This is a genomic window from Streptomyces sp. Ru71 (assembly GCF_002920535.1).
Lineage (GTDB): Bacteria > Actinomycetota > Actinomycetes > Streptomycetales > Streptomycetaceae > Streptomyces.
In genome coordinates, this window is the sequence record NZ_PQSS01000003.1 from 204,127 (window position 1) to 222,142 (window position 18,016).

General features: G+C 70.2%; 17 protein-coding genes and 2 tRNA genes. 6 read left to right on the forward strand and 13 right to left on the reverse strand.

The window, feature by feature from the left end:
- Positions 1-46: 46 nt before the first annotated feature.
- Positions 47-730 carry a class E sortase gene (locus C3489_RS03435; protein ID WP_103779687.1) on the reverse strand — a complete coding sequence of 228 codons (684 nt, stop codon included), beginning with the start codon at positions 728-730 and terminating at the stop codon, positions 47-49.
- A 21-nt stretch (positions 731-751) separates the two neighbouring features.
- Complete coding sequence (locus C3489_RS03440) at positions 752-1,531, reverse strand: DUF881 domain-containing protein (RefSeq protein ID WP_103779689.1); 780 nt, start codon at positions 1,529-1,531, stop codon at positions 752-754.
- Between the two features lie 141 nt (positions 1,532-1,672).
- Here C3489_RS03440 and crgA point away from each other — a divergent pair, with 141 nt between their 5' ends.
- A complete protein-coding gene (crgA, locus tag C3489_RS03445; protein WP_103779691.1) occupies positions 1,673-1,927 on the forward strand; it encodes a cell division protein CrgA in 255 nt (84 codons plus the stop codon).
- 269 nt (positions 1,928-2,196) lie between these two features.
- Here the strand turns inward: crgA and C3489_RS03450 are convergent, their stop codons facing one another.
- The gene (locus C3489_RS03450; protein ID WP_103779693.1) at positions 2,197-3,096 is read right to left on the reverse strand and encodes a rhomboid family intramembrane serine protease; all 900 of its coding nucleotides are present in this window, start codon (positions 3,094-3,096) and stop codon (positions 2,197-2,199) included.
- A gap of 217 nt (positions 3,097-3,313) precedes the next feature.
- Positions 3,314-3,847: a peptidylprolyl isomerase gene (locus C3489_RS03455; RefSeq protein WP_103779695.1), complete on the reverse strand. Its 534-nt coding sequence runs from the start codon at positions 3,845-3,847 to the stop codon at positions 3,314-3,316.
- A gap of 325 nt (positions 3,848-4,172) precedes the next feature.
- On the opposite strand from C3489_RS03455, the gene C3489_RS03460 reads away from it, so the two are divergent.
- On the forward strand, positions 4,173-4,886 hold the full coding sequence (locus C3489_RS03460; RefSeq protein ID WP_103779697.1) for a DUF5324 family protein: 714 nt from the start codon (positions 4,173-4,175) through the stop codon (positions 4,884-4,886).
- Between the two features lie 128 nt (positions 4,887-5,014).
- On the opposite strand, the gene C3489_RS03465 is transcribed toward C3489_RS03460, so the two are convergent.
- Positions 5,015-5,087: transfer RNA gene (locus C3489_RS03465), tRNA-Ala, on the reverse strand.
- A gap of 181 nt (positions 5,088-5,268) precedes the next feature.
- On the opposite strand from C3489_RS03465, the gene C3489_RS03470 reads away from it, so the two are divergent.
- Both C3489_RS03470 and C3489_RS03475 read left to right on the forward strand, forming a co-directional pair.
- Positions 5,269-5,817, forward strand: a complete 549-nt coding sequence (locus tag C3489_RS03470; protein ID WP_103779699.1) for a DNA-binding protein — start codon at positions 5,269-5,271, stop codon at positions 5,815-5,817.
- Between the two features lie 91 nt (positions 5,818-5,908).
- Positions 5,909-7,309, forward strand: a complete 1,401-nt coding sequence (locus tag C3489_RS03475; protein WP_103779701.1) for a serine/threonine-protein kinase — start codon at positions 5,909-5,911, stop codon at positions 7,307-7,309.
- On the opposite strand, the gene C3489_RS03480 is transcribed toward C3489_RS03475, so the two are convergent.
- Both C3489_RS03480 and C3489_RS38985 read right to left on the reverse strand, forming a co-directional pair.
- Positions 7,273-8,568, reverse strand: coding sequence for a hypothetical protein (locus C3489_RS03480; protein WP_103779703.1), 1,296 nt, complete (start codon positions 8,566-8,568; stop codon positions 7,273-7,275). The genes C3489_RS03475 and C3489_RS03480 overlap by 37 nt on opposite strands.
- A gap of 182 nt (positions 8,569-8,750) precedes the next feature.
- Entirely contained in the window at positions 8,751-8,879 is a 129-nt protein-coding gene (locus C3489_RS38985; RefSeq protein ID WP_003999697.1) for a DLW-39 family protein, read from the reverse strand.
- A 304-nt stretch (positions 8,880-9,183) separates the two neighbouring features.
- Here C3489_RS38985 and C3489_RS03490 point away from each other — a divergent pair, with 304 nt between their 5' ends.
- Positions 9,184-9,573: a DUF6344 domain-containing protein gene (locus C3489_RS03490; protein WP_103779707.1), complete on the forward strand. Its 390-nt coding sequence runs from the start codon at positions 9,184-9,186 to the stop codon at positions 9,571-9,573.
- Between the two features lie 255 nt (positions 9,574-9,828).
- Positions 9,829-10,125 carry a hypothetical protein gene (locus C3489_RS03495; RefSeq protein WP_103779709.1) on the forward strand — a complete coding sequence of 99 codons (297 nt, stop codon included), beginning with the start codon at positions 9,829-9,831 and terminating at the stop codon, positions 10,123-10,125.
- A gap of 93 nt (positions 10,126-10,218) precedes the next feature.
- Here the strand turns inward: C3489_RS03495 and C3489_RS03500 are convergent.
- From C3489_RS03500 to recF, 6 genes are all read right to left on the reverse strand, one after another.
- Positions 10,219-10,292: transfer RNA gene (locus C3489_RS03500), tRNA-Ile, on the reverse strand.
- A gap of 91 nt (positions 10,293-10,383) precedes the next feature.
- Entirely contained in the window at positions 10,384-11,076 is a 693-nt protein-coding gene (locus tag C3489_RS03505; protein ID WP_103779711.1) for a DUF3566 domain-containing protein, read from the reverse strand.
- A gap of 18 nt (positions 11,077-11,094) precedes the next feature.
- The gene (gene gyrA / locus C3489_RS03510) at positions 11,095-13,686 is read right to left on the reverse strand and encodes a DNA gyrase subunit A (RefSeq protein ID WP_103779713.1); all 2,592 of its coding nucleotides are present in this window, start codon (positions 13,684-13,686) and stop codon (positions 11,095-11,097) included.
- A 42-nt stretch (positions 13,687-13,728) separates the two neighbouring features.
- A complete protein-coding gene (gene gyrB, locus C3489_RS03515; protein WP_103779715.1) occupies positions 13,729-15,816 on the reverse strand; it encodes a DNA topoisomerase (ATP-hydrolyzing) subunit B in 2,088 nt (695 codons plus the stop codon).
- 532 nt (positions 15,817-16,348) lie between these two features.
- Complete coding sequence (locus C3489_RS03520) at positions 16,349-16,894, reverse strand: DUF721 domain-containing protein (protein ID WP_103779717.1); 546 nt, start codon at positions 16,892-16,894, stop codon at positions 16,349-16,351.
- The gene (gene recF / locus C3489_RS03525) at positions 16,891-18,012 is read right to left on the reverse strand and encodes a DNA replication/repair protein RecF (RefSeq protein WP_103779719.1); all 1,122 of its coding nucleotides are present in this window, start codon (positions 18,010-18,012) and stop codon (positions 16,891-16,893) included. Before recF ends, C3489_RS03520 begins: the two co-directional genes overlap by 4 nt.
- Positions 18,013-18,016: the final 4 nt, after the last annotated feature.

An 18,016-nucleotide genomic window follows, 5' to 3' on the forward strand; every position in this document is an offset into this window, starting at 1 on the left:
CTTCCGTCTCACACGGCACCGTCACTCACGCCGTACCGGCACCAGACTAGCGGCGCAGCGCCTCCGGCCGCCCTGCCTCCACGGGCCGGGTCGAGTCCAGGTGCGCCCAGACGATCAGCCGGTGGCTGTGACCCCACTCGGGATCGCAGGTGGTCAGCGTCAGATACCGGCCCGGACCGGTGTACCCCGACTTGGCAGGCACAGGGTCGATCACCTCGACGTCCGTCGGCACGGTTTTGTACGGCCCTTTGTCGATCCGATACGTGAACCACGTGGTGCCGTCCGTCAGCACCACGGCGTCCCCGCGCCGCAGCCGGGGGAAGTCCTTGAACGGGTCGCCGTAGGTCCGGCGGTGCCCGGCGACAGCGAAGTTCCCCGTCTGCCCCAGGCGTGCGCTGCCGGCGTAGTGGCCGAGCCCCTTCTTCAGGGTGCCGGTGGCCGTGCCCTGCAGCACCGGCTTGTTCCACGTGAAACCGAGGCGCGGGATGTACATCACGGCGAACGGTTCGCCGTCTTGGTACGGCTCTGCCGTGGGCGCCTGCGGTGCCTGCCCCCGGGCCGGCCGCCCGGCCTCCTGCCGCGCCCACCGCTGGTGGAGGGCGTCGACCTGCTGGCCCATGGCGTGGTCGGCCCGCACGCCCGTCCAGAACAGCAGATGGACCACGAACAGGACGATCACCGTGCCGACGGTGATGCAGAGCTCGCTGGCGGTTCTGACGATCACGCGCACCGGCAGCTCCCCGGAGGTCGCCTACTCCACAGGCTTCGCGTAGTGCAGATCCACTGTGCCCGAGTAGCCGGGAAGAGTCACCGTCCCGTCCTCGGTGACTTTCCAGCCGAGCCCGTAGACGTTCACGTACACCATGTAGTTCTGGATCGCCGGCGACTCGGCGAGCGCCTTCTGCAGCTTCTCCGGGTCCCCGACCGCGGTGATCTTGTACGGCGGTGAGTAGACGCGGCCCTGGAGGATCAGCGTGTTGCCCACGCAGCGCACGGCGCTGGTGGAGATCAGCCGCTGGTCCATCACCTTGATGCCCTTGGCGCCGCCCTGCCACAGGGCGTTCACCACCGCCTGCAGGTCCTGCTGGTGGATCACCAGGTAGTCCGGCTGGGGCTCGGGGTAGCCGGGCAGCTTCGCCGTGGCGTTGGGCGGGGCGTCGTTCAGCGTGACCGTGACCGCCTCGCCGGTGACCTTCTGGGTGCCGGCGCTCTTCTCCAGCCCGGCGAGCTTGTCGTCCTGCGCCTTGGTGCTGCCGTCGTCCCGCTCGGCCAGCGCCTCCACGTCACCGCGCAGCGCCGCGTTGGAGTCGTCCAGCTCCTTGTTCTTGTGGCTGCGCTCCTGGATCAGGTCCGACAGCTTCAGCAAGGAGGTGTCCGTACGGATATTGGTGCCCTTGGCCGTATTGAAACTGGTGAAGAAAATCAGGCCGGCGAGGGCGAAGACGGCGATCGTGAGCACCCGCACGGGCCGGAAGCGGGGCCCGCGCGCAGGGCTGGATTCCGTCCCGGGGGAGTCGGCAGAATTGCTCAACGTACCCTTATCTCCTTCGGCGCCGCGGAAGCACTACGCTAACGGACGCCCGGGGGAGCACTCAGTGTCCCCAGTTACGCTGCCCCGAGCCCGACCCCGTTACCTGCGCGGCCACGCAGCGCATCGACAGGAGAGACCCTCGTGCCGAAGTCACGTATCCGCAAGAAGGCCGACTTCACGCCGCCTCCGGCGAAGCAGGCAGCGACCATCAAGCTGGGCAACCGGGGCTGGGTCGCGCCGGTCATGCTGGCGATGTTCCTGATCGGCCTGGCCTGGATCGTCGTCTTCTACGTGACCGACGGTTCGCTGCCGATCGACAGCCTGGACAACTGGAACATCGTGGTCGGCTTCGGATTCATCGCCGCCGGATTCGGCGTCTCCACGCAGTGGAAGTAGCGGCCCCGGGCCGGTGAACCCAGCTCTGCCCAGGGGTATCCGCTGAGTTATCCACAGGCCGTGCATTTATCCACACCCTGCCTGGGGAAAAGAAACGACGATCTGTGGATAACCCCTCGCGGCTTGACACCGGTACGACTGACACACCACCGGCCGCACACCTGTTCGCCCCCTGCCTGACCTGCACAAACACGGGTCGGTGACAGGGGGCACAGCTGTTCTGGCACGCTGTGCACAAGATCGGGCACCCGCTGTGGACAACCGTGTGCTCAGGTGAGCTGCGAGGTTCTCAACAGGGTCATCACGACGATGGCGGCGAGCACCAGCGCACAGGTGCCGTACTGCACCAGCGCCCTGCGCTCCCGCGGGGCGTGCAGCATGGCGTACCCGACGACGACCCCGGCGACGAGGCCGCCGATGTGGGCCTGCCAGGCGATGTGGAAACCCGAGTAGAAGGTGATCACCAGGTTGATCGCCAGCAGGGCGAGCACCGGCCGCATGTCGTAGTTGAGGCGGCGCAGCAGCACGGCCGTGGCGCCGAACAGGCCGAAGATCGCTCCGGAGGCACCGAGGGAGGGCTGGCGGGGGTCGGCGAGCAGATAGGTGAGCGCGCTGCCGGCCAGTCCGGAGACGAAGTAGAGCGTGAGGTAGCGGGCCCGGCCGAGGGCGGCTTCCAGGGGGCCGCCGATCCACCACAGGCTGAGCATGTTGAACAGGATGTGGACATAGCTGCCGTGCAGGAACATCGCCGTCAGCATCCGGTACCACTGCCCCTCGGCGACGCCCTCCAGGGAGCCGAGGGAGGGGACGTAGGCGCGGCCGAGCAGGAAGAAGCGGTCCTCGAAGGCGTCGCCCACGGAGATCTGCACCAGGAAGACGGCGAGGCAGAGGCCGATCAGGATCTTGGTGACCAGGCGGGGGTCCGCGCTGACCGTGCCGCCGGCCAGGGTGCGCGGACGGGCCGACACGGCCGTCGCACGGCCGGCCCCCGGGGACGTACCGCGGACGCAGTCGGGGCACTGGAAGCCGACCGAGGCGTTGACCATGCACTCCGGGCAGATCGGCCGGTCGCAGCGGACGCAGCGGATGCCCGTCTCCCGGTCGGGATGGCGGTAGCAGCCGGGCAGGCTGCCGTGGGCGTCCTGCGGGCTGCTCGGCGCCTGGTCCATGAGATCCCCTCGGTCGTCGCGTACACGTCCGTACCACCCGGGTACGAAAGGAACCGCCCTGCTCATCCTTACGGACGGGCAGGGCGATTGGTTCCCTTCGGGAGCACTCGGACGTTCGGCGCGTCCTCCGGTCCGGTTCCGGACGTTTCGGCGCGTCCTTCGGTCCGGTCCCGGACGTTCGGCGCGTCCTCGGTCCGGTCCCTGCGGGCCCTCGGGCTCAGGCCTGACGGGTCTCGACCACGACCGACTCGATGACCACGTCGTTCAGCGGACGGTCGGTGCGCGGGTTGGTCTGGGTGCCGGCGATCGCGTCGACCACCTTCTGGCTGGCCTGGTCCACGACCTCGCCGAAGATGGTGTGCTTGCGGGTCAGCCAGGCCGTCGGGGCGACCGTGATGAAGAACTGCGAACCGTTGGTGCCCGGGCCGGCGTTGGCCATGGCCAGCAGGTAGGGCTTGTCGAAGCGCAGGTCGGGGTGGAACTCGTCCTTGAACTGGTAGCCGGGGCCGCCGGTGCCGTTGCCCAGCGGGTCACCGCCCTGGATCATGAAGCCGCTGATCACCCGGTGGAAGATCGTGCCGTCGTAGAGCTTGGCCGTGGTCTTCTGGCCGGTCTCCGGGTCGATCCACTCACGCTGGCCCTGGGCGAGCTCGACGAAGTTCTTGACCGTGGCGGGCGCCTGGTCCGGGAAGAGCCGGACCTCGATGTCGCCCTGGTTCGTCTTGAGGGTGGCGTAGAGCTGCTCAGCCACGATGTGCCTTCCGTTGTCTTCCTGTGACTCCCCGATCCTCGCACGGTCCAGGTCCGGCGTCGCCCAGCGCTCGGCGGTGAACCGGACGGAAGGCCTCCGCCTGCCCGAACGCCCCCGAGTTGTCCGGGACGGGAGCGCGTCGGGCCGATCCGTGGCATTGTCGACGACAAGCTCCATTTGACCCCTGTTCGTCCGCTATCGGCCCGCGATCGAGTTCTCCGGCACCCGGATGCGCGTCCCCGCATGCCGGGGCGCCCGCGGGCAGGCATGATCCGCAAAAGGGTGGAAAGTCGAAATACCGTACGCCACCGAGGAGGAGGAACCCGTGACCCGCATCGACAGCGTGCGCGCCGCGACCGGTTCGGCGAAGGACAGCGTGCTGCACGCCGCGGAAGTGGTGGCGCCCTACGCCGACACGGCCAAGGAGAGGGCCGCGCACTACGCGCACGAGGCACGCGTACGGCTCGCGCCCAGGGTGACGCTGGCCGCAGAGCAGGCCCGCGCCCAGTACGGCGTCCATGTGGCGCCCCGTATCGAGCAGGCCCGTGTGCAGGCCATGGCGCATGTGCCGCCCAGGATGGACCAGGCGGCCCACGAAGCCGCCATGCGCACCCGCAAGGCCGCCCGGCAGGCCGCCGACTACTCCCGGCCCATGATCGAACAGGCGGTGGCCGCGGCCGGGCCCGTCCGCGACGAGGCCGCGGCCCGCAGCGCCGCCGCGCTGGCCGCACTGCGCGGCCAGGTCTCGCCCAGGGACATCCAGAAGCTGGTGCGCAGGCAGCAGCGGCGGGCGACGGCCGGCCGGATCGCCAAGGTGCTGGCCGTGGTCGGCGCCGTGGCCGGCGGGGCGTTCGCGGCGTGGAAGTGGTGGGACAAGCAGGCCAACCCGGACTGGCTGGTCGAGCCGCCCGCCGCCACCGAGGTGCCCGAGTCGGGCCGGCTGACCTCGGTCGACGGCAGCGGTGAGGCCGCGCTCGACCCGGAGGTCCGGGCCAAGGAGGCCGAGGAGGAGGCTGCCCGCCGCGACGAGGAGGGCTGAGGCCCGGCCCAGCCCGGCGTTCCGCGGGGTGGACGACATCGCGTCGTCCGCCCCGCAGCGCTGCCGCCGCCACTTATGCGAAAAACCCCTCCCGCCCGCGTTCATGCAGGTGGGAGGGGTTTTGAGCGTGGAGCCTAGGGGAGTCGAACCCCTGACATCCGCCATGCAAAGACGGCGCTCTACCAACTGAGCTAAGGCCCCGTGCGGGAAGCGTCCGGCCGGAACATCCACGTTCCGGTGGGCGCCGCAGACCAGAGTACCGGGTCTCCCCGGGGATCTCGCAAAAAGATTGGGGGTCCCCGTAGTCGACCACGCTCCGTAAGATGCTCGGCGTGGTTCGCGGCAGCGAACCGCCGTTTTGGGGAAGCGATGGGGAGACGCAATGGACGCCGCACAGCAGGAAGCCACCGCAAGAGCGCGGGAACTGCAGCGGAACTGGTACGGGGAGCCGTTGGGGGCGCTCTTCCGTAGGCTCATAGACGACCTGGGTCTGAACCAGGCCCGGCTCGCGGGGGTGCTGGGACTGTCCGCGCCGATGCTGTCCCAGCTGATGAGCGGCCAGCGGGCGAAGATCGGCAACCCGGCGGTCGTCCAGCGGGTGCAGCTGCTGCAGGAGCTGGCGGCGCAGGCGGCGGACGGCAGCGTCAGCGCCGCCGAGGCCACCGAGCGCATGGAGGAGATCAAGAAGTCGCAGGGGGGCTCGGTGCTCAACAACACCACACAGACGACGAGCACTTCGGGTGCGCCGACGGTCAAGCGGGTGGTCCGCGAGATCCAGTCGCTGCTGCGCTCCGTGGCCGCCGCCGGGGACATCATCGAGGCCGCGGACAGCCTGTCTCCCACCCACCCGGAACTCGCCGAGTTCCTGCGGGTCTACGGCGCCGGCCGCACCTCCGACGCGGTCGCGCACTACCAGTCCCACCAGAACTGACCTCCACGGCCCGCTCGCCGAAGGGGGGTTCGGCGGACGGCCGCGGGGGATGCAAGGGGGATGACCCGAGGGGGAGGAGCGGCGCGCAGCGATGGGTGAGGTCTTCGCCGGACGGTACGAACTGGTCGATCCGATCGGACGCGGCGGCGTCGGCGCCGTCTGGCGGGTGTGGGACCACCGCCGCCGCCGGTACGCGGCCGCCAAGGTCCTCCAGCAGCGCGACGCGCACGCGTTGCTGAGGTTCGTCCGGGAGCAGGCGCTGCGGATCGACCATCCGCATGTCCTCGCGCCGACCAGCTGGGCCGCCGACGACGACCAGGTCCTGTTCACGATGGACCTGGTCACCGGCGGCTCGCTGGTCCACCTCGTCGGCGACTACGGTCCGCTGCCCCCGGCGTTCGTGTGCACGCTGCTCGACCAGTTGCTGTCCGGCCTGGCCGCGGTGCACGCCGAGGGCGTCGTCCACCGTGACATCAAGCCCGCCAACATCCTGCTGGAGGCCACCGGCACGGGCCGGCCCCGGCTGCGGCTGTCGGACTTCGGCATCGCGATGCGGCTGGGCGAGCCGCGTCTGACGGAGACCAACCTGGTGGTGGGGACGCCGGGTTACCTCGCGCCCGAACAGCTGCTGGGCGCCGAGCCGGACTTCCCGGCCGACCTGTTCGCCGTCGGCCTGGTCGCGCTGTACCTGCTGGAGGGTGCCAAGCCGGACGCCAAGGCGCTCGTCCAGTACTTCGCCGACCACGGCACCCCGGGTGCGCCCAAAGGGGTGCCGGAGCCGCTGTGGCAGGTCGTGGCCGCGCTGCTGCAGCCCGACCCGCAGGCCCGTTTCCGTACGGCGACGGGGGCGCGCAAGGCGCTGGCGGCGGCCCGTGAGCTCCTGCCGGAGCCGGGTCCCGACGACGAGCTGATCGAGATCTTCGACCAAGTCGGGCCGCTGCCGCCGGGGTTCGGCCCGCGGGGGCCGCTCGCGGTCACCGGGCACGGCGAAGCGACGCCGGTGACGCCGGTGACGCCGCCTCAGCCCTGGCAGCCGGAGCAGGCGTTACCCCGGAAACCGACCGCTGCCCCGCTGCCCGCTGACCGGTCCGGCTCCTGGCAGCCGACCTCCATCCCCCCACACGCAGACCAGTCCGGCTCCTGGCAACCGACCGCCGTCCCCCCACACGCAGACCAGTCCGGCTCTCGGCAGCCGGCCGCCGTCCCCCCACCCCCGGACCCATCCGGCTCCTGGCGGCCGACCGCCGTACCGCTGACGCCGGCCGGGGCCATGGCGCAGGAGCCGACCGTCGACACCCCCACCCACGTCCTGCCCGCGTATCGAGCCGACGCCGTCACCGCGTCGTACACCACGCATGTGCCGCAGGCTCCGCCTCCGCCGGGGACCGCTGCGCGCCGCCGCCCCGGACCGCCCGCCCGGGTCGCCGTGTCGTTGCTGCTGCTCGCCCTGGTCTGTTACGCCGTCGGGTTCTGGGCGCTGGTCCGCATCTGAGCGGCCCGGCGCCGTGCCAGTGCCGTCCAGCCGCCGAGGACCGCCAGCAGCACGGTCCCGGTGCCGATGCCGCCCACGGCGAGAGCCTTCAGCAGGGTGTCGCCGGACGCGCCGGCGCCCCCGGCCCCGCCTGCCGCGCCGAAGACGTCCCGGGGTGAGGGCCGTCCGGCATAACCCGGCCCGGCCTGCGGCTCGCCGTCCACCCGTACCCGCAGCGTCAGCGGCAGCGCTCCCGGGCCGAGCCGGTCGGCCACGCGCGCGGCCAGGTGCACCACCAGGTAGTACGACCCGGCGAACCGCATCCCGGAGACCGCGTCCCGCGCGGCGTACCGGTTGCGGTAGGCGACCGGCGGCACGGGCGGCAGGGCCGCCGACTTCTGCGTGCCGTCGTAGCCGACGCCGACGTCGGTGACGTGTGCGCGCACCGGGTTGAACAGGGCCAGCTCCAGCGCGCCGGCGGTGTAGCCGCCACGCTCGGCGGTGCCGCCCAGCTCCACGGTGGCGGCCGGCCGCTGCCCCCAGTCCACGGGCACCTTGTAGTAGAGGGTCTGCCCGGGCCGTACGGCGGTCTGCCAGGCGCCCTCGCCGACGAGCGGCGCGGTGGCGAAACCGGCGCCGGCCGGGCGGCTCGCGGGGGTGCCCGGCGGCGGTGTGGCGGACGCGGAGTCCCAGGCTTCGGGGGCGCGGGTGGGACCGGGCCGCGCGAGCGGCGGCTCCGTGGCCGCGGTCAGTTCCAGCTGCCACGGCTGCGGCGAGGACTCCGTGCCGGCGGCCCGTCCGGCGCGCTCCACCACGACGTAGTACGACCCGGCGCTGCGGCACGCCGTCCGGCCGGACGCGGCGATCTCCCGCGCGCCCCAGGCCGTCACGGGATGCGGGCTGCGGGACGCGCCGAACAGTTCGGTGTCGTAGGAGCAGGAGTGCCCGTCGGCGTCCTGGACGGCCACTTTCAGGCCGTCGGCGGCGGAGACCTCGGCGTCCGCCGGCGGGACGGCGGTGGCGGAGACGTACGCGTTCGACGTGCCGTCCAGATCGAGCCGGTAGTAGACCGGTCCCTTCCCCGTCAGCGTGGAGCGGTAGCTGTGCCCGGCCGCGAGTCCCGCGGCGCCGCCGGTGCCCGGTGCGGCGGCGACGGTCCGGGCGCCGGGGTCGAAGGCGTAGGAGCCGGATTCCGGGGTGCCGGTCGACGCCCGAGCGGGTGAGGCCGCCGCCAGCACCGTGCCCAGGATCAGCAGCGCAGCCCCCGTACGTCCTCCCATACGCGCCCCCTCGCCGCTCCGCAACCGGACGGTGCCCATCCTGCCCCGGCACTCCCTTCGGCACCCCTGGTACCGATCAATTCCCGCCCGGCCCGCCCCCGACCCGCTCCCGAACAGCACAAAACCCCGACCGCTCGGGCGGCCGGGGTCTGCTGGAATTCCGGAACTCGGTGTTCTGGCACTCAGGAGCCGGTGGGCACGGAGTCGGTCGCCTCCGTCCACAGGTCCTGCTCAGCGCGATCCGCCTGGATCTGGCGGTACACGAGGAGCCCGCCGATGGCGGCCAGTGCGACCAGGAGCAGCTTCTTCACCGCGCGACCTCGTCTTTCGTTGACGTAAGGGACCTCTGGCGCCCGACTATACACACCGGCCGATACCGATCGGTGACCTGCGTCGGGGCTCCAACTGGCCATGCGAAGCGGCGCGATGGAAGCGGCTCTGACCCCTGCGAGCGGGCCGGCCGAGGCCCTGACCGAGCCTCCTGGGCTGGTACGCCCATCCGAGTGGTGTTCATCGGAACATCGACGCGCCACGGGCGTCGGTCCACCACTTCGCGGTCCCCATACACATCATGAGGAAAGTACGCAAATCGCCCAACCCGAAAGTGAGGGGATCATGGCTACGAACCAGGTCAAGCAGCTGTGGACGGTCATCGTGACCGCCTTCCTCGCGCTGTTCACGGCGCTCGGACTCGTCACCACGACCGCCGCCGCGGCGGTACCGCAGAGCGACGCGGCACGCAACAGCAGCAGCGACGACGCGACCACCGCCCCCGAGGCGGCGGCACCGCCACTGTCGCCCTGGTCCTGGCTCCACGCCCGGTCCCTTCCGCCCACGATGAAGCAGCGCATCCGCGCCGAGGCCCACGGCAAGTCCCCCAGCTGCCGCCACCGCCCGATCGACGACGAAGCGGCGGCCGAACAGTCCTCCTGCGACAGCGCCGCCGCCCCCGAACGGGCCGCGATCCCCGCCCAGCAGCGCCCCATGATCCCCCTGCAGCGCTGACAGCGCCCGCACGGCGCCCCCGCCGTGCCCCACCAGCACCTTTGACGTGACGGCGATTCGCGTACAACCGCACGCGCAACAACGGCCCGGCCGCTCGCAAGAGCCGCCGGGCCTCGCCGTGTGCACACCCCGGCCGAAGACGTCAGTGTTCGGCGCCTGCCTTGGGCATGCCTGGGTTTCTTTGCCCGGAATGTAAGTCCTTGTCCACAATGGATTTGATGAATACGCGCGCGACCACCGAACCAGGAGGGCCCCATGTACGTCGTGGCCCAGCACAAGATCTTGGACCAGGAGACCGCGTTTCCCCGCGGCCAGGCCCTTATCGAGGGCATCGGAGCGCCTGATGGCACCCGCGTGCTGCAGTTCTACCCGCACGTGGACGGATCCGCCGTGACGTGCCTCTGGGAGACGAAGTCCGTCGAAGATGTTCAGCGCTTCGTCGACGAAACTCTCGGGGACTCAAGCATCAACGTCTGCTACGAGGTCGACTCGGAGAAGGCATTCGCCGATCGTCCACTCGGGATGAGGCCGTCGTCGACTCCTGTCACCTGAGACGAACGATACGAGGAGTCATCAGGCGTAGGCGCTCAGCGAACACATGACCAAAAGACCCCCGGCCCTGCGGGCCGGGGGTCTTCGTGTCTGTGGGGCTAACAGGATTTGAACCTGTGGCCTCATCCTTATCAGGGATGCGCTCTAACCAACTGAGCTATAGCCCCGCCGCGCTTTTGCGGTGTGTGTCCCGCGCGCTGACTCCTGAAGATTAGCGCACGAGGGGCGCAGTCCCAAAATCGGTGCTCGTGGAGGGGCTCACTCGTCCTCGGCGAGCGTCAGCTCGATGCCGCCGACGAAGCCCGCGGAGAGGTTGTAGATGAACGCGCCGAGGGTCGCCAGCGCCGTCGCCAGGACGACGTCGATGACCGCGATGATCGTCGCGAACATCAGCACATGGGGGAGCGACAGGAAGGCCTGCAGGTCGAAGCCGTTGGACTCGTTGGAGCCGGTCGCCTCCGAGATCGTGCCGCCGACCGTGGAGAAGACGCCCATCGCGTCCATCACCATCCACAGCACCGCGGCCGCCACGATCGTGCAGATGCCCAGCGCGATGGAGAGCAGGAAGCTGACCTTCATCACCGACCACGGGTCGGCCTTGGCCACCCGCAGCCGCGCCTTGCGCACCCGGGGCGTCGTACGGACCCCCGTGCGCGGCCGGCGCACGGCGCCCGTGTCGTAGGCCTGCGGCGGGTGGTAGGGCCCGCCGGGCTGCTGTGCCTGCCGCTCGTCGGGCAGCGGCGATCCCTGCTGGCCTCGGACGTCCGTCACGGTTCCCCCCTGGGATCCCTGGGTGTCGGAAGAGGGTGTGCCCTTGCCGGGCGTCCTGATCGCCTGCAGGTTGGTGGTCTGCGGGTCGTTCGCAGGTGAGGCATGCGCGGCGGAGCCACGGCCGCCGCCGTCCGTTCCCGTACTGGTACCGGTCGGTCCGGCGCCCGTGGCTCCGCTCACGCTGACTCACTCCTCGTGCTACTCGGCCGAGGGCGCCTCGCCCTCGTCCGTACCGGTGGTCACGGCGTCCTCGGCGGTCTCGTCCACGGCCACGTCGCCGTCGACTTCCTCCGCCTCGCGCCCCGCCTCGGCGTTACGGGCGATGCCGACCACGGCATCGCGCTTGCCCAGGTTGATCAGTTGGACGCCCATGGTGTCACGGCCCGTCTCCCTGACCTCGTTGACTCGCGTACGAATCACACCGCCCGAGAGTGTGATGGCGAGGATCTCGTCGGTGTCCTCGACCACCAGCGCGCCGACCAGCGAACCACGGTCCTCCACGATCTTGGCGGCCTTGATGCCGAGGCCGCCGCGGCCCTGGACGCGGTACTCGTCGACGCGGGTCCGCTTCGCGTACCCACCGTCAGTGGCAGTGAACACGAACGTACCGGGTCGCACCACATTCATCGAGAGCAGTTCGTCGCCCTCGCGGAAACTCATGCCCTTGACGCCCGAGGTCGCACGGCCCATCGGACGCAGGGTGTCGTCCGAGGCGGTGAACCTGATCGACTGTGCCTTCTTGCTGATCAGCAGCAGGTCGTCGTCGGCCGAGACCAGCTCCGCGCCGATCAGCTCGTCGTCGCCGCCCTCCTCGCGCTCCCGCAGGTTGATGGCGATGACACCGCCCGAGCGCGGGGAGTCGTAGTCCTTCAGCGGCGTCTTCTTCACCAGGCCGGACTTGGTGGCCAGCACCAGGTACGGGGCCGCCTCGTAGTCGCGGATGGCGAGGATCTCGGCGATCGCCTCGTCCGGCTGGAAGGCCAGCAGGTTCGCCACGTGCTGGCCGCGCGCGTCCCGGCCGGCCTCGGGCAGCTCGTAGGCCTTGATGCGGTAGACGCGGCCCTTGTTGGTGAAGAACAGCAGCCAGTGGTGCGTGGTGGAGACGAAGAAGTGGTCGACGATGTCGTCTTCCTTCAGCTTCGTGCCGCGCACGCCCTTGCCGCCGCGCTTCTGCGCCCGGTAGTCGTCGGTCTTGGTCCGCTTGATGTAGCCGCCGCGGGTGACCGTGACGACGATGTCCTCCTCGGCGATCAGGTCCTCGATGGACATGTCGCCCTCGTAGGGGATCAGCTTCGTCTTGCGGTCGTCGCCGTACTTCTCGACGATCGCGGCCAGCTCCTCGCTGACGATGCCGCGCTGACGGACCGGCGAGGCGAGGATCTCGTTGTACTCGGTGATCTTCGCCTGGAGCTCGTCGTGCTCCTGGACGATCTTCTGCCGCTCCAGGGCCGCCAGGCGCCGCAGCTGCATCTCCAGGATGGCGTTGGCCTGGATCTCGTCGATCTCCAGCAGGTCCATCAGGCCGTGGCGGGCGACGTCGACGGTCTCACTGCGCCGGATCAGCGCGATGACCTCGTCGATCGCGTCCAGGGCCTTCAGCAGACCGCGCAGGATGTGCGCGCGCTCCTCCGCCTTGCGCAGCCGGAAGCGCGTACGGCGGACGATGACCTCGATCTGGTGCGTCACCCAGTGGCGGATGAACGCGTCCAGGGAGAGGGTGCGCGGGACGCCGTCGACCAGCGCCAGCATGTTGGCGCCGAAGTTGGTCTGCAGGTCGGTGTGCTTGTACAGGTTGTTCAGCACGACCTTGGCGACCGCGTCCCGCTTGAGCACGATGACCAGGCGCTGGCCGGTGCGCGACGAGGTCTCGTCGCGGACGTCCGCGATGCCGCCGATCTTGCCGTCCTTCACCAGGTCGGCGATCTTCTGCGCGAGGTTGTCCGGGTTGACCTGGTAGGGCAGCTCGGTGACCACCAGGCACTGGCGGTTCTGGATTTCCTCGACCTCGACCACCGCGCGCATGGTGATCGAGCCGCGGCCGGTGCGGTAGGCCTCCTCGATGCCCTTGCGGCCCACGACGAGCGCGCCGGTCGGGAAGTCGGGGCCCTTGATGCGCTCGATGAGCGCGTCCAGCAGCTCCTCGTGCGAGGCCTCGGGGTTCTCCAGGTACCACTGGGCGCCGGCCGCGACCTCGCGCAGGTTGTGCGGCGGGATGTTGGTCGCCATGCCGACCGCGATGCCGGCCGAGCCGTTGATCAGCAGGTTCGGGAAGCGGGAGGGCAGGACGGTCGGCTCCTGGGAGCGGCCGTCGTAGTTGTCCGTGAAGTCGACGGTCTCCTCGTCGATGTCGCGGACCATCTCCATCGACAGCGGCGCCATCTTGCACTCGGTGTAGCGCATCGCCGCCGCCGGGTCGTTGCCCGGGGAGCCGAAGTTGCCGTTGGAGTCGACCAGCGGCATCCGCATCGACCACGGCTGGGCCAGGCGGACCAGGGCGTCGTAGATCGAGGAGTCGCCGTGCGGGTGGTAGTTGCCCATGACGTCGCCGACGACGCGGGCGCACTTGTAGAAGCCGCGCTCGGGGCGGTAGCCGCCGTCGTACATCGCGTACAGCACCCGGCGGTGGACGGGCTTGAGGCCGTCCCGGACGTCGGGCAGCGCACGCGAGACGATGACGGACATCGCGTAGTCGAGGTAGGAGCGCTGCATCTCCGTTTCGAGCCCGACCGGCTCGACGCGCAGCGCCAGGCCGTCACCCTCGGGCGTCACGGGAGTGTTCTCGTCGGTCATTGCTGGTGAAGATCCTTCCCTGTGCGGTCAGCTGAGACCGACTCAGATGTCGAGGAAGCGGACGTCCTTGGCGTTGCGCTGGATGAACTGCCTGCGCGCCTCGACGTCCTCGCCCATCAGGACCGAGAACAGCTCGTCGGCCTGGGCGGCGTCGTCCAGGGTGACCTGGCCGAGGACCCGGTGCTCCTGGTCCATCGTGGTCACCCGCAGCTCCTCGGCGTTCATCTCGCCGAGGCCCTTGAAGCGCTGGATGGAGTCCTCGCGCACCCGCTTGCCGCGCTGGCGGCCCATCTCCAGCAGCGCGTCGCGCTCGCGGTCGGAGTAGGCGTACTCGACGTCGTCCTTGCCCCACTTGATCTTGTACAGCGGGGGACGGGACAGGAACACGTGCCCGGCCTCGACCAGCGGCCGCATGAAGCGGAACAGGAAGGTCAGCAGCAGGGTGTTGATGTGCTGGCCGTCGACGTCGGCGTCCGCCATCAGGATGATCTTGTGGTAGCGGAGCTTGTCGATGTCGAAGTCCTCGTGCACGCCGGTGCCGAAGGCGGAGATCAGCGCCTGGATCTCCTGGTTCTGCAGGATCTTGTCGATCCGTGCCTTCTCGACGTTGAGGATCTTGCCGCGGATCGGGAGGATCGCCTGGTACTCCGGGTTGCGGCCGGACTTGGCCGAGCCGCCGGCGGAGTCACCCTCGACGATGAAGATCTCGCACTTGGTGGGGTCGTTCGACTGGCAGTCGGAGAGCTTGCCCGGCAGGGACGCCGTCTCCAGCAGGCCCTTACGGCGCGTCAGGTCGCGCGCCTTGCGGGCCGCCACGCGCGCGGTGGCCGCCTGGATGCCCTTGCGGACGATGTCCGCGGCCTCGTTCGGGTTGCGGTCCAGCCAGTCGGTGAGGTGCTCGTAGACCGCCTTCTGCACGAAGGTCTTGGCCTCCGTGTTGCCCAGCTTGGTCTTGGTCTGGCCCTCGAACTGCGGCTCGCTCAGCTTGACCGAGATGATCGCGGTCAGACCCTCGCGGATGTCGTCACCGGTGAGGTTGTCGTCCTTCTCCCGGAGCAGCTTCTTGTCGCGCGCGTACTTGTTGATCAGGGACGTCAGCGCGGCGCGGAAGCCCTCTTCGTGGGTGCCGCCCTCGTGGGTGTGGATGATGTTGGCGAAGGAGTACACGCCCTCGCTGTAGCCGCTGTTCCACTGCATCGCGACCTCAAGGGACAGGCTCTTGTCCTTGTCCTCGGCCTCAAGGTCGATGACCGTGGGGTGGATCACCTCGCCCTTGCGGGAGTTGAGGTACTTCACGAAGTCGACGATGCCGCCCTCGTAGTGGTACGTGACGGTCTTCGCCTCGTCCTTCTCGTCGGCGCCCGCCTCGTCCGCCCCGGCGGTGGCCTTCGCCGACTCGCGCTCGTCCGTGAGCCGGATGGTCAGGCCCTTGTTGAGGAACGCCATCTCCTGGAAACGCCGCGACAGCGTCTCGAAGGAGTACTCCGTGGTCTCGAAGATGTCCGGGTCGGCCCAGAAGGTGACCGAGGTGCCGGTCTCCTGCGTCGCCTCGTGCTGGGCCAGCGGCGCCGTCGGAACACCCATCTTGTAGTCCTGCGTCCAGCGGTGACCGTCGGTCTTGACCTCGACGGACACCTTGCTGGACAGGGCGTTCACCACGGACACGCCCACGCCGTGCAGACCACCGGAGACCGCGTAGCCGCCGCCGCCGAACTTGCCGCCCGCGTGCAGGACCGTCAGCACGACCTCGACGGCCGGCTTGCCCTCGGAGGGCACGATGCCGACGGGGATGCCGCGGCCGTTGTCGACGACGCGCACCCCGCCGTCGGCGAGGATCGTGACGTCGATCGTGTCCGCGTGGCCGGCCAGCGCCTCGTCCACGGAGTTGTCGACCACCTCGTAGACGAGGTGGTGCAGTCCGCGCTCGCCGGTGGAGCCGATGTACATGCCGGGTCGCTTGCGGACCGCGTCCAGACCTTCGAGGACGGTGATGGCGCTGGCGTCGTACGAGGCCGTGACCTCACCGCTCGACGAGGTGCTCGCCGCGATGTCCGCGCCGGCGTCGGTGGACGGGATGTTCTCGTTGGGGTTGCCGGAATCGGCCACGAAGCGCCCTTTCTGGCACAGCACAAGCCAGGCTCCTGGGAGTGCCCCCGGTGGGGGACGGTTGCCGGAGCGGCTGCGGCATGGTGCGTTGGTAAGCCTTGATCAGCGTTGCTCAGCGTTTCCCGGACGGTCCCCACGTTTGGGGCGGGATTGTCTTCCAGTCTACCGGTAGCACTGACATCGATGGGGGTTTGCCGGTACCTGAGTCCCGATGTGGCGCCCTGAACCGACCTCTACCGACTCCCGATATGCGGATGGGGGCTCCGAGAGGCTCACAGCGGCACTCAGCGCCTCGGGCTGTCAACCCTTTGCTACTCGGGAGTCAGGTGGCATTTCGCACCCTTATGGGGTGATTTTGTGTGTCTTGCCGTGCACGCGCGCGTGCGTTCCGTACGCGGGGGCGGGCGGCGCCCCTCCGGTGCGGCACGCACGCGCGTAGAGATGGGCACACCAGTGTGACGTCCCTCACTCGGGACGCCCCGCGGGGTCCACGGCGCCGCTCGGCCGTAGGTGGCGCCCTCGGACGTGGGTGTCCGCCCTCAGCGGTGTGTCGCCCTCAGCCGTAGGTGTCGCCCGGCCCCGCGCTGCCCGGGGCGCGCAGCGGGCCGTAGCGGCGCACCGGGCCGCCCGGGCCCAGCACCTTGATCATGCGGACCGAGCCATGGCCCAGGTCCTCGTTGAGCCGCGCGACCAGCGTCGGCGCCAGCAGCCGCAGGTTCGTCGCCCAGGCCGTGGAGTCGCAGCGCACCACCAGCACCCGCTCGTCCTCGTCGTACCTCTCCGGCACACAGTGCTTGGCCACGTCCTCGCCGACGATCTCCGGCCAGCGGCCCATCACGCCGCCCACCGCGGCCGGCGTCTCCCAGCCCCGCTCGGTGATCAGCCGGTTGATCGCGGCGCCCAGCGCCATCGGATCGCGTCCGTCGGCGCGCGCGCCGGAGCGCAGACCGCCGCCCCGGCGTGCCTGCTTCTTCTGCTGCGCCGCGTCGCCACGCGCGCGTGCGGCCTCCTTCGCCGCCCGCAGCGCCACGCGCGCGAGATCGACACCGGACGGCTCGGGGGCCCGCTCGGGTCCCTCGTTCTCCGGCTGCTGTCCGGTCATACGCGCCTCACCTCCCCGTCCGCCACCGCGTACCGCGCCCCGCTGAGCACATGCGGTACGTCATCGTCGACGGCGGCCGTCACCAGCACCTGCTCACCGGGCGCTACCAGCTCGGCGAGGCGCTCACGGCGGCGGGCGTCCAGCTCGGCGAAGACGTCGTCGAGGATCAGCACCGGCTCGTTGCCCTCGGCGCGCAGCAGGTCGTAGGAGGCCAGGCGCAGGGCGAGGGCGTAGGACCAGGACTCGCCGTGCGAGGCGTAGCCCTTGGCGGGCAGCTGGCCGAGCTTCAGCAGCAGGTCGTCGCGGTGCGGTCCGACGAGGGTGACGCCCCGCTCGATCTCCTGCTTGCGGGTGTCCGCGAGCGCCGCCATCAGCTGTGCGTACAGATCCTCACGGGTGTGCGCCTCGCCGGGCGCGGACGGCTTGTACTCCAGCCCGATCGGCCCGCCGCCCGGGGCCAGCTGCTCGTACGCCTTGTCCGCCAGCGGCCGCAGCGCGCCGATCAGGTCGAGGCGCTGGGCGAGCAGCTCGGCGCCCGCCCGCGCCAGGTGCTGGTCCCACACGTCGAGCGTGGACAGGTCCATGGAGCGCCCGCCGTGCCGCCTGGCCAGCGCCGCCGTCTTCAGCAGGGTGTTGCGCTGCTTGAGCACGCGCTCGTAGTCGGAGCGCACGCCCGCCATGCGCGGGGAGCGCGCGGTGATCAGCTCGTCCAGGAACCGCCGCCGCTCCCCGGGATCGCCCTTGACCAGCGCGAGGTCCTCCGGCGCGAACAGCACGGTCCGTACGATCCCCAGCACGTCCCTGGGCCTGACCTGCGAGGACCGGTTGATACGGGCCCGGTTGGCCTTGCCGGGGTTCAGCTCCAGCTCGACCAGCTGCTGCCGCTCGCCCTGGCGGACCTGGGCCCGGATCACCGCCCGCTCGGCGCCCATGCGCACCAGCGGGGCGTCGGAGGAGACGCGGTGGCTGCCGAGGGTGGCGAGATAGCCGACCGCCTCCACCAGGTTGGTCTTGCCCTGCCCGTTGGGTCCGACGAACGCGGTGACGCCGGCCTCCAGCGGGACCTCGGCCCGGGGGTAGGAGCGGAAGTCGGCCAGCGACAGATGCGTGACGTGCATGGTC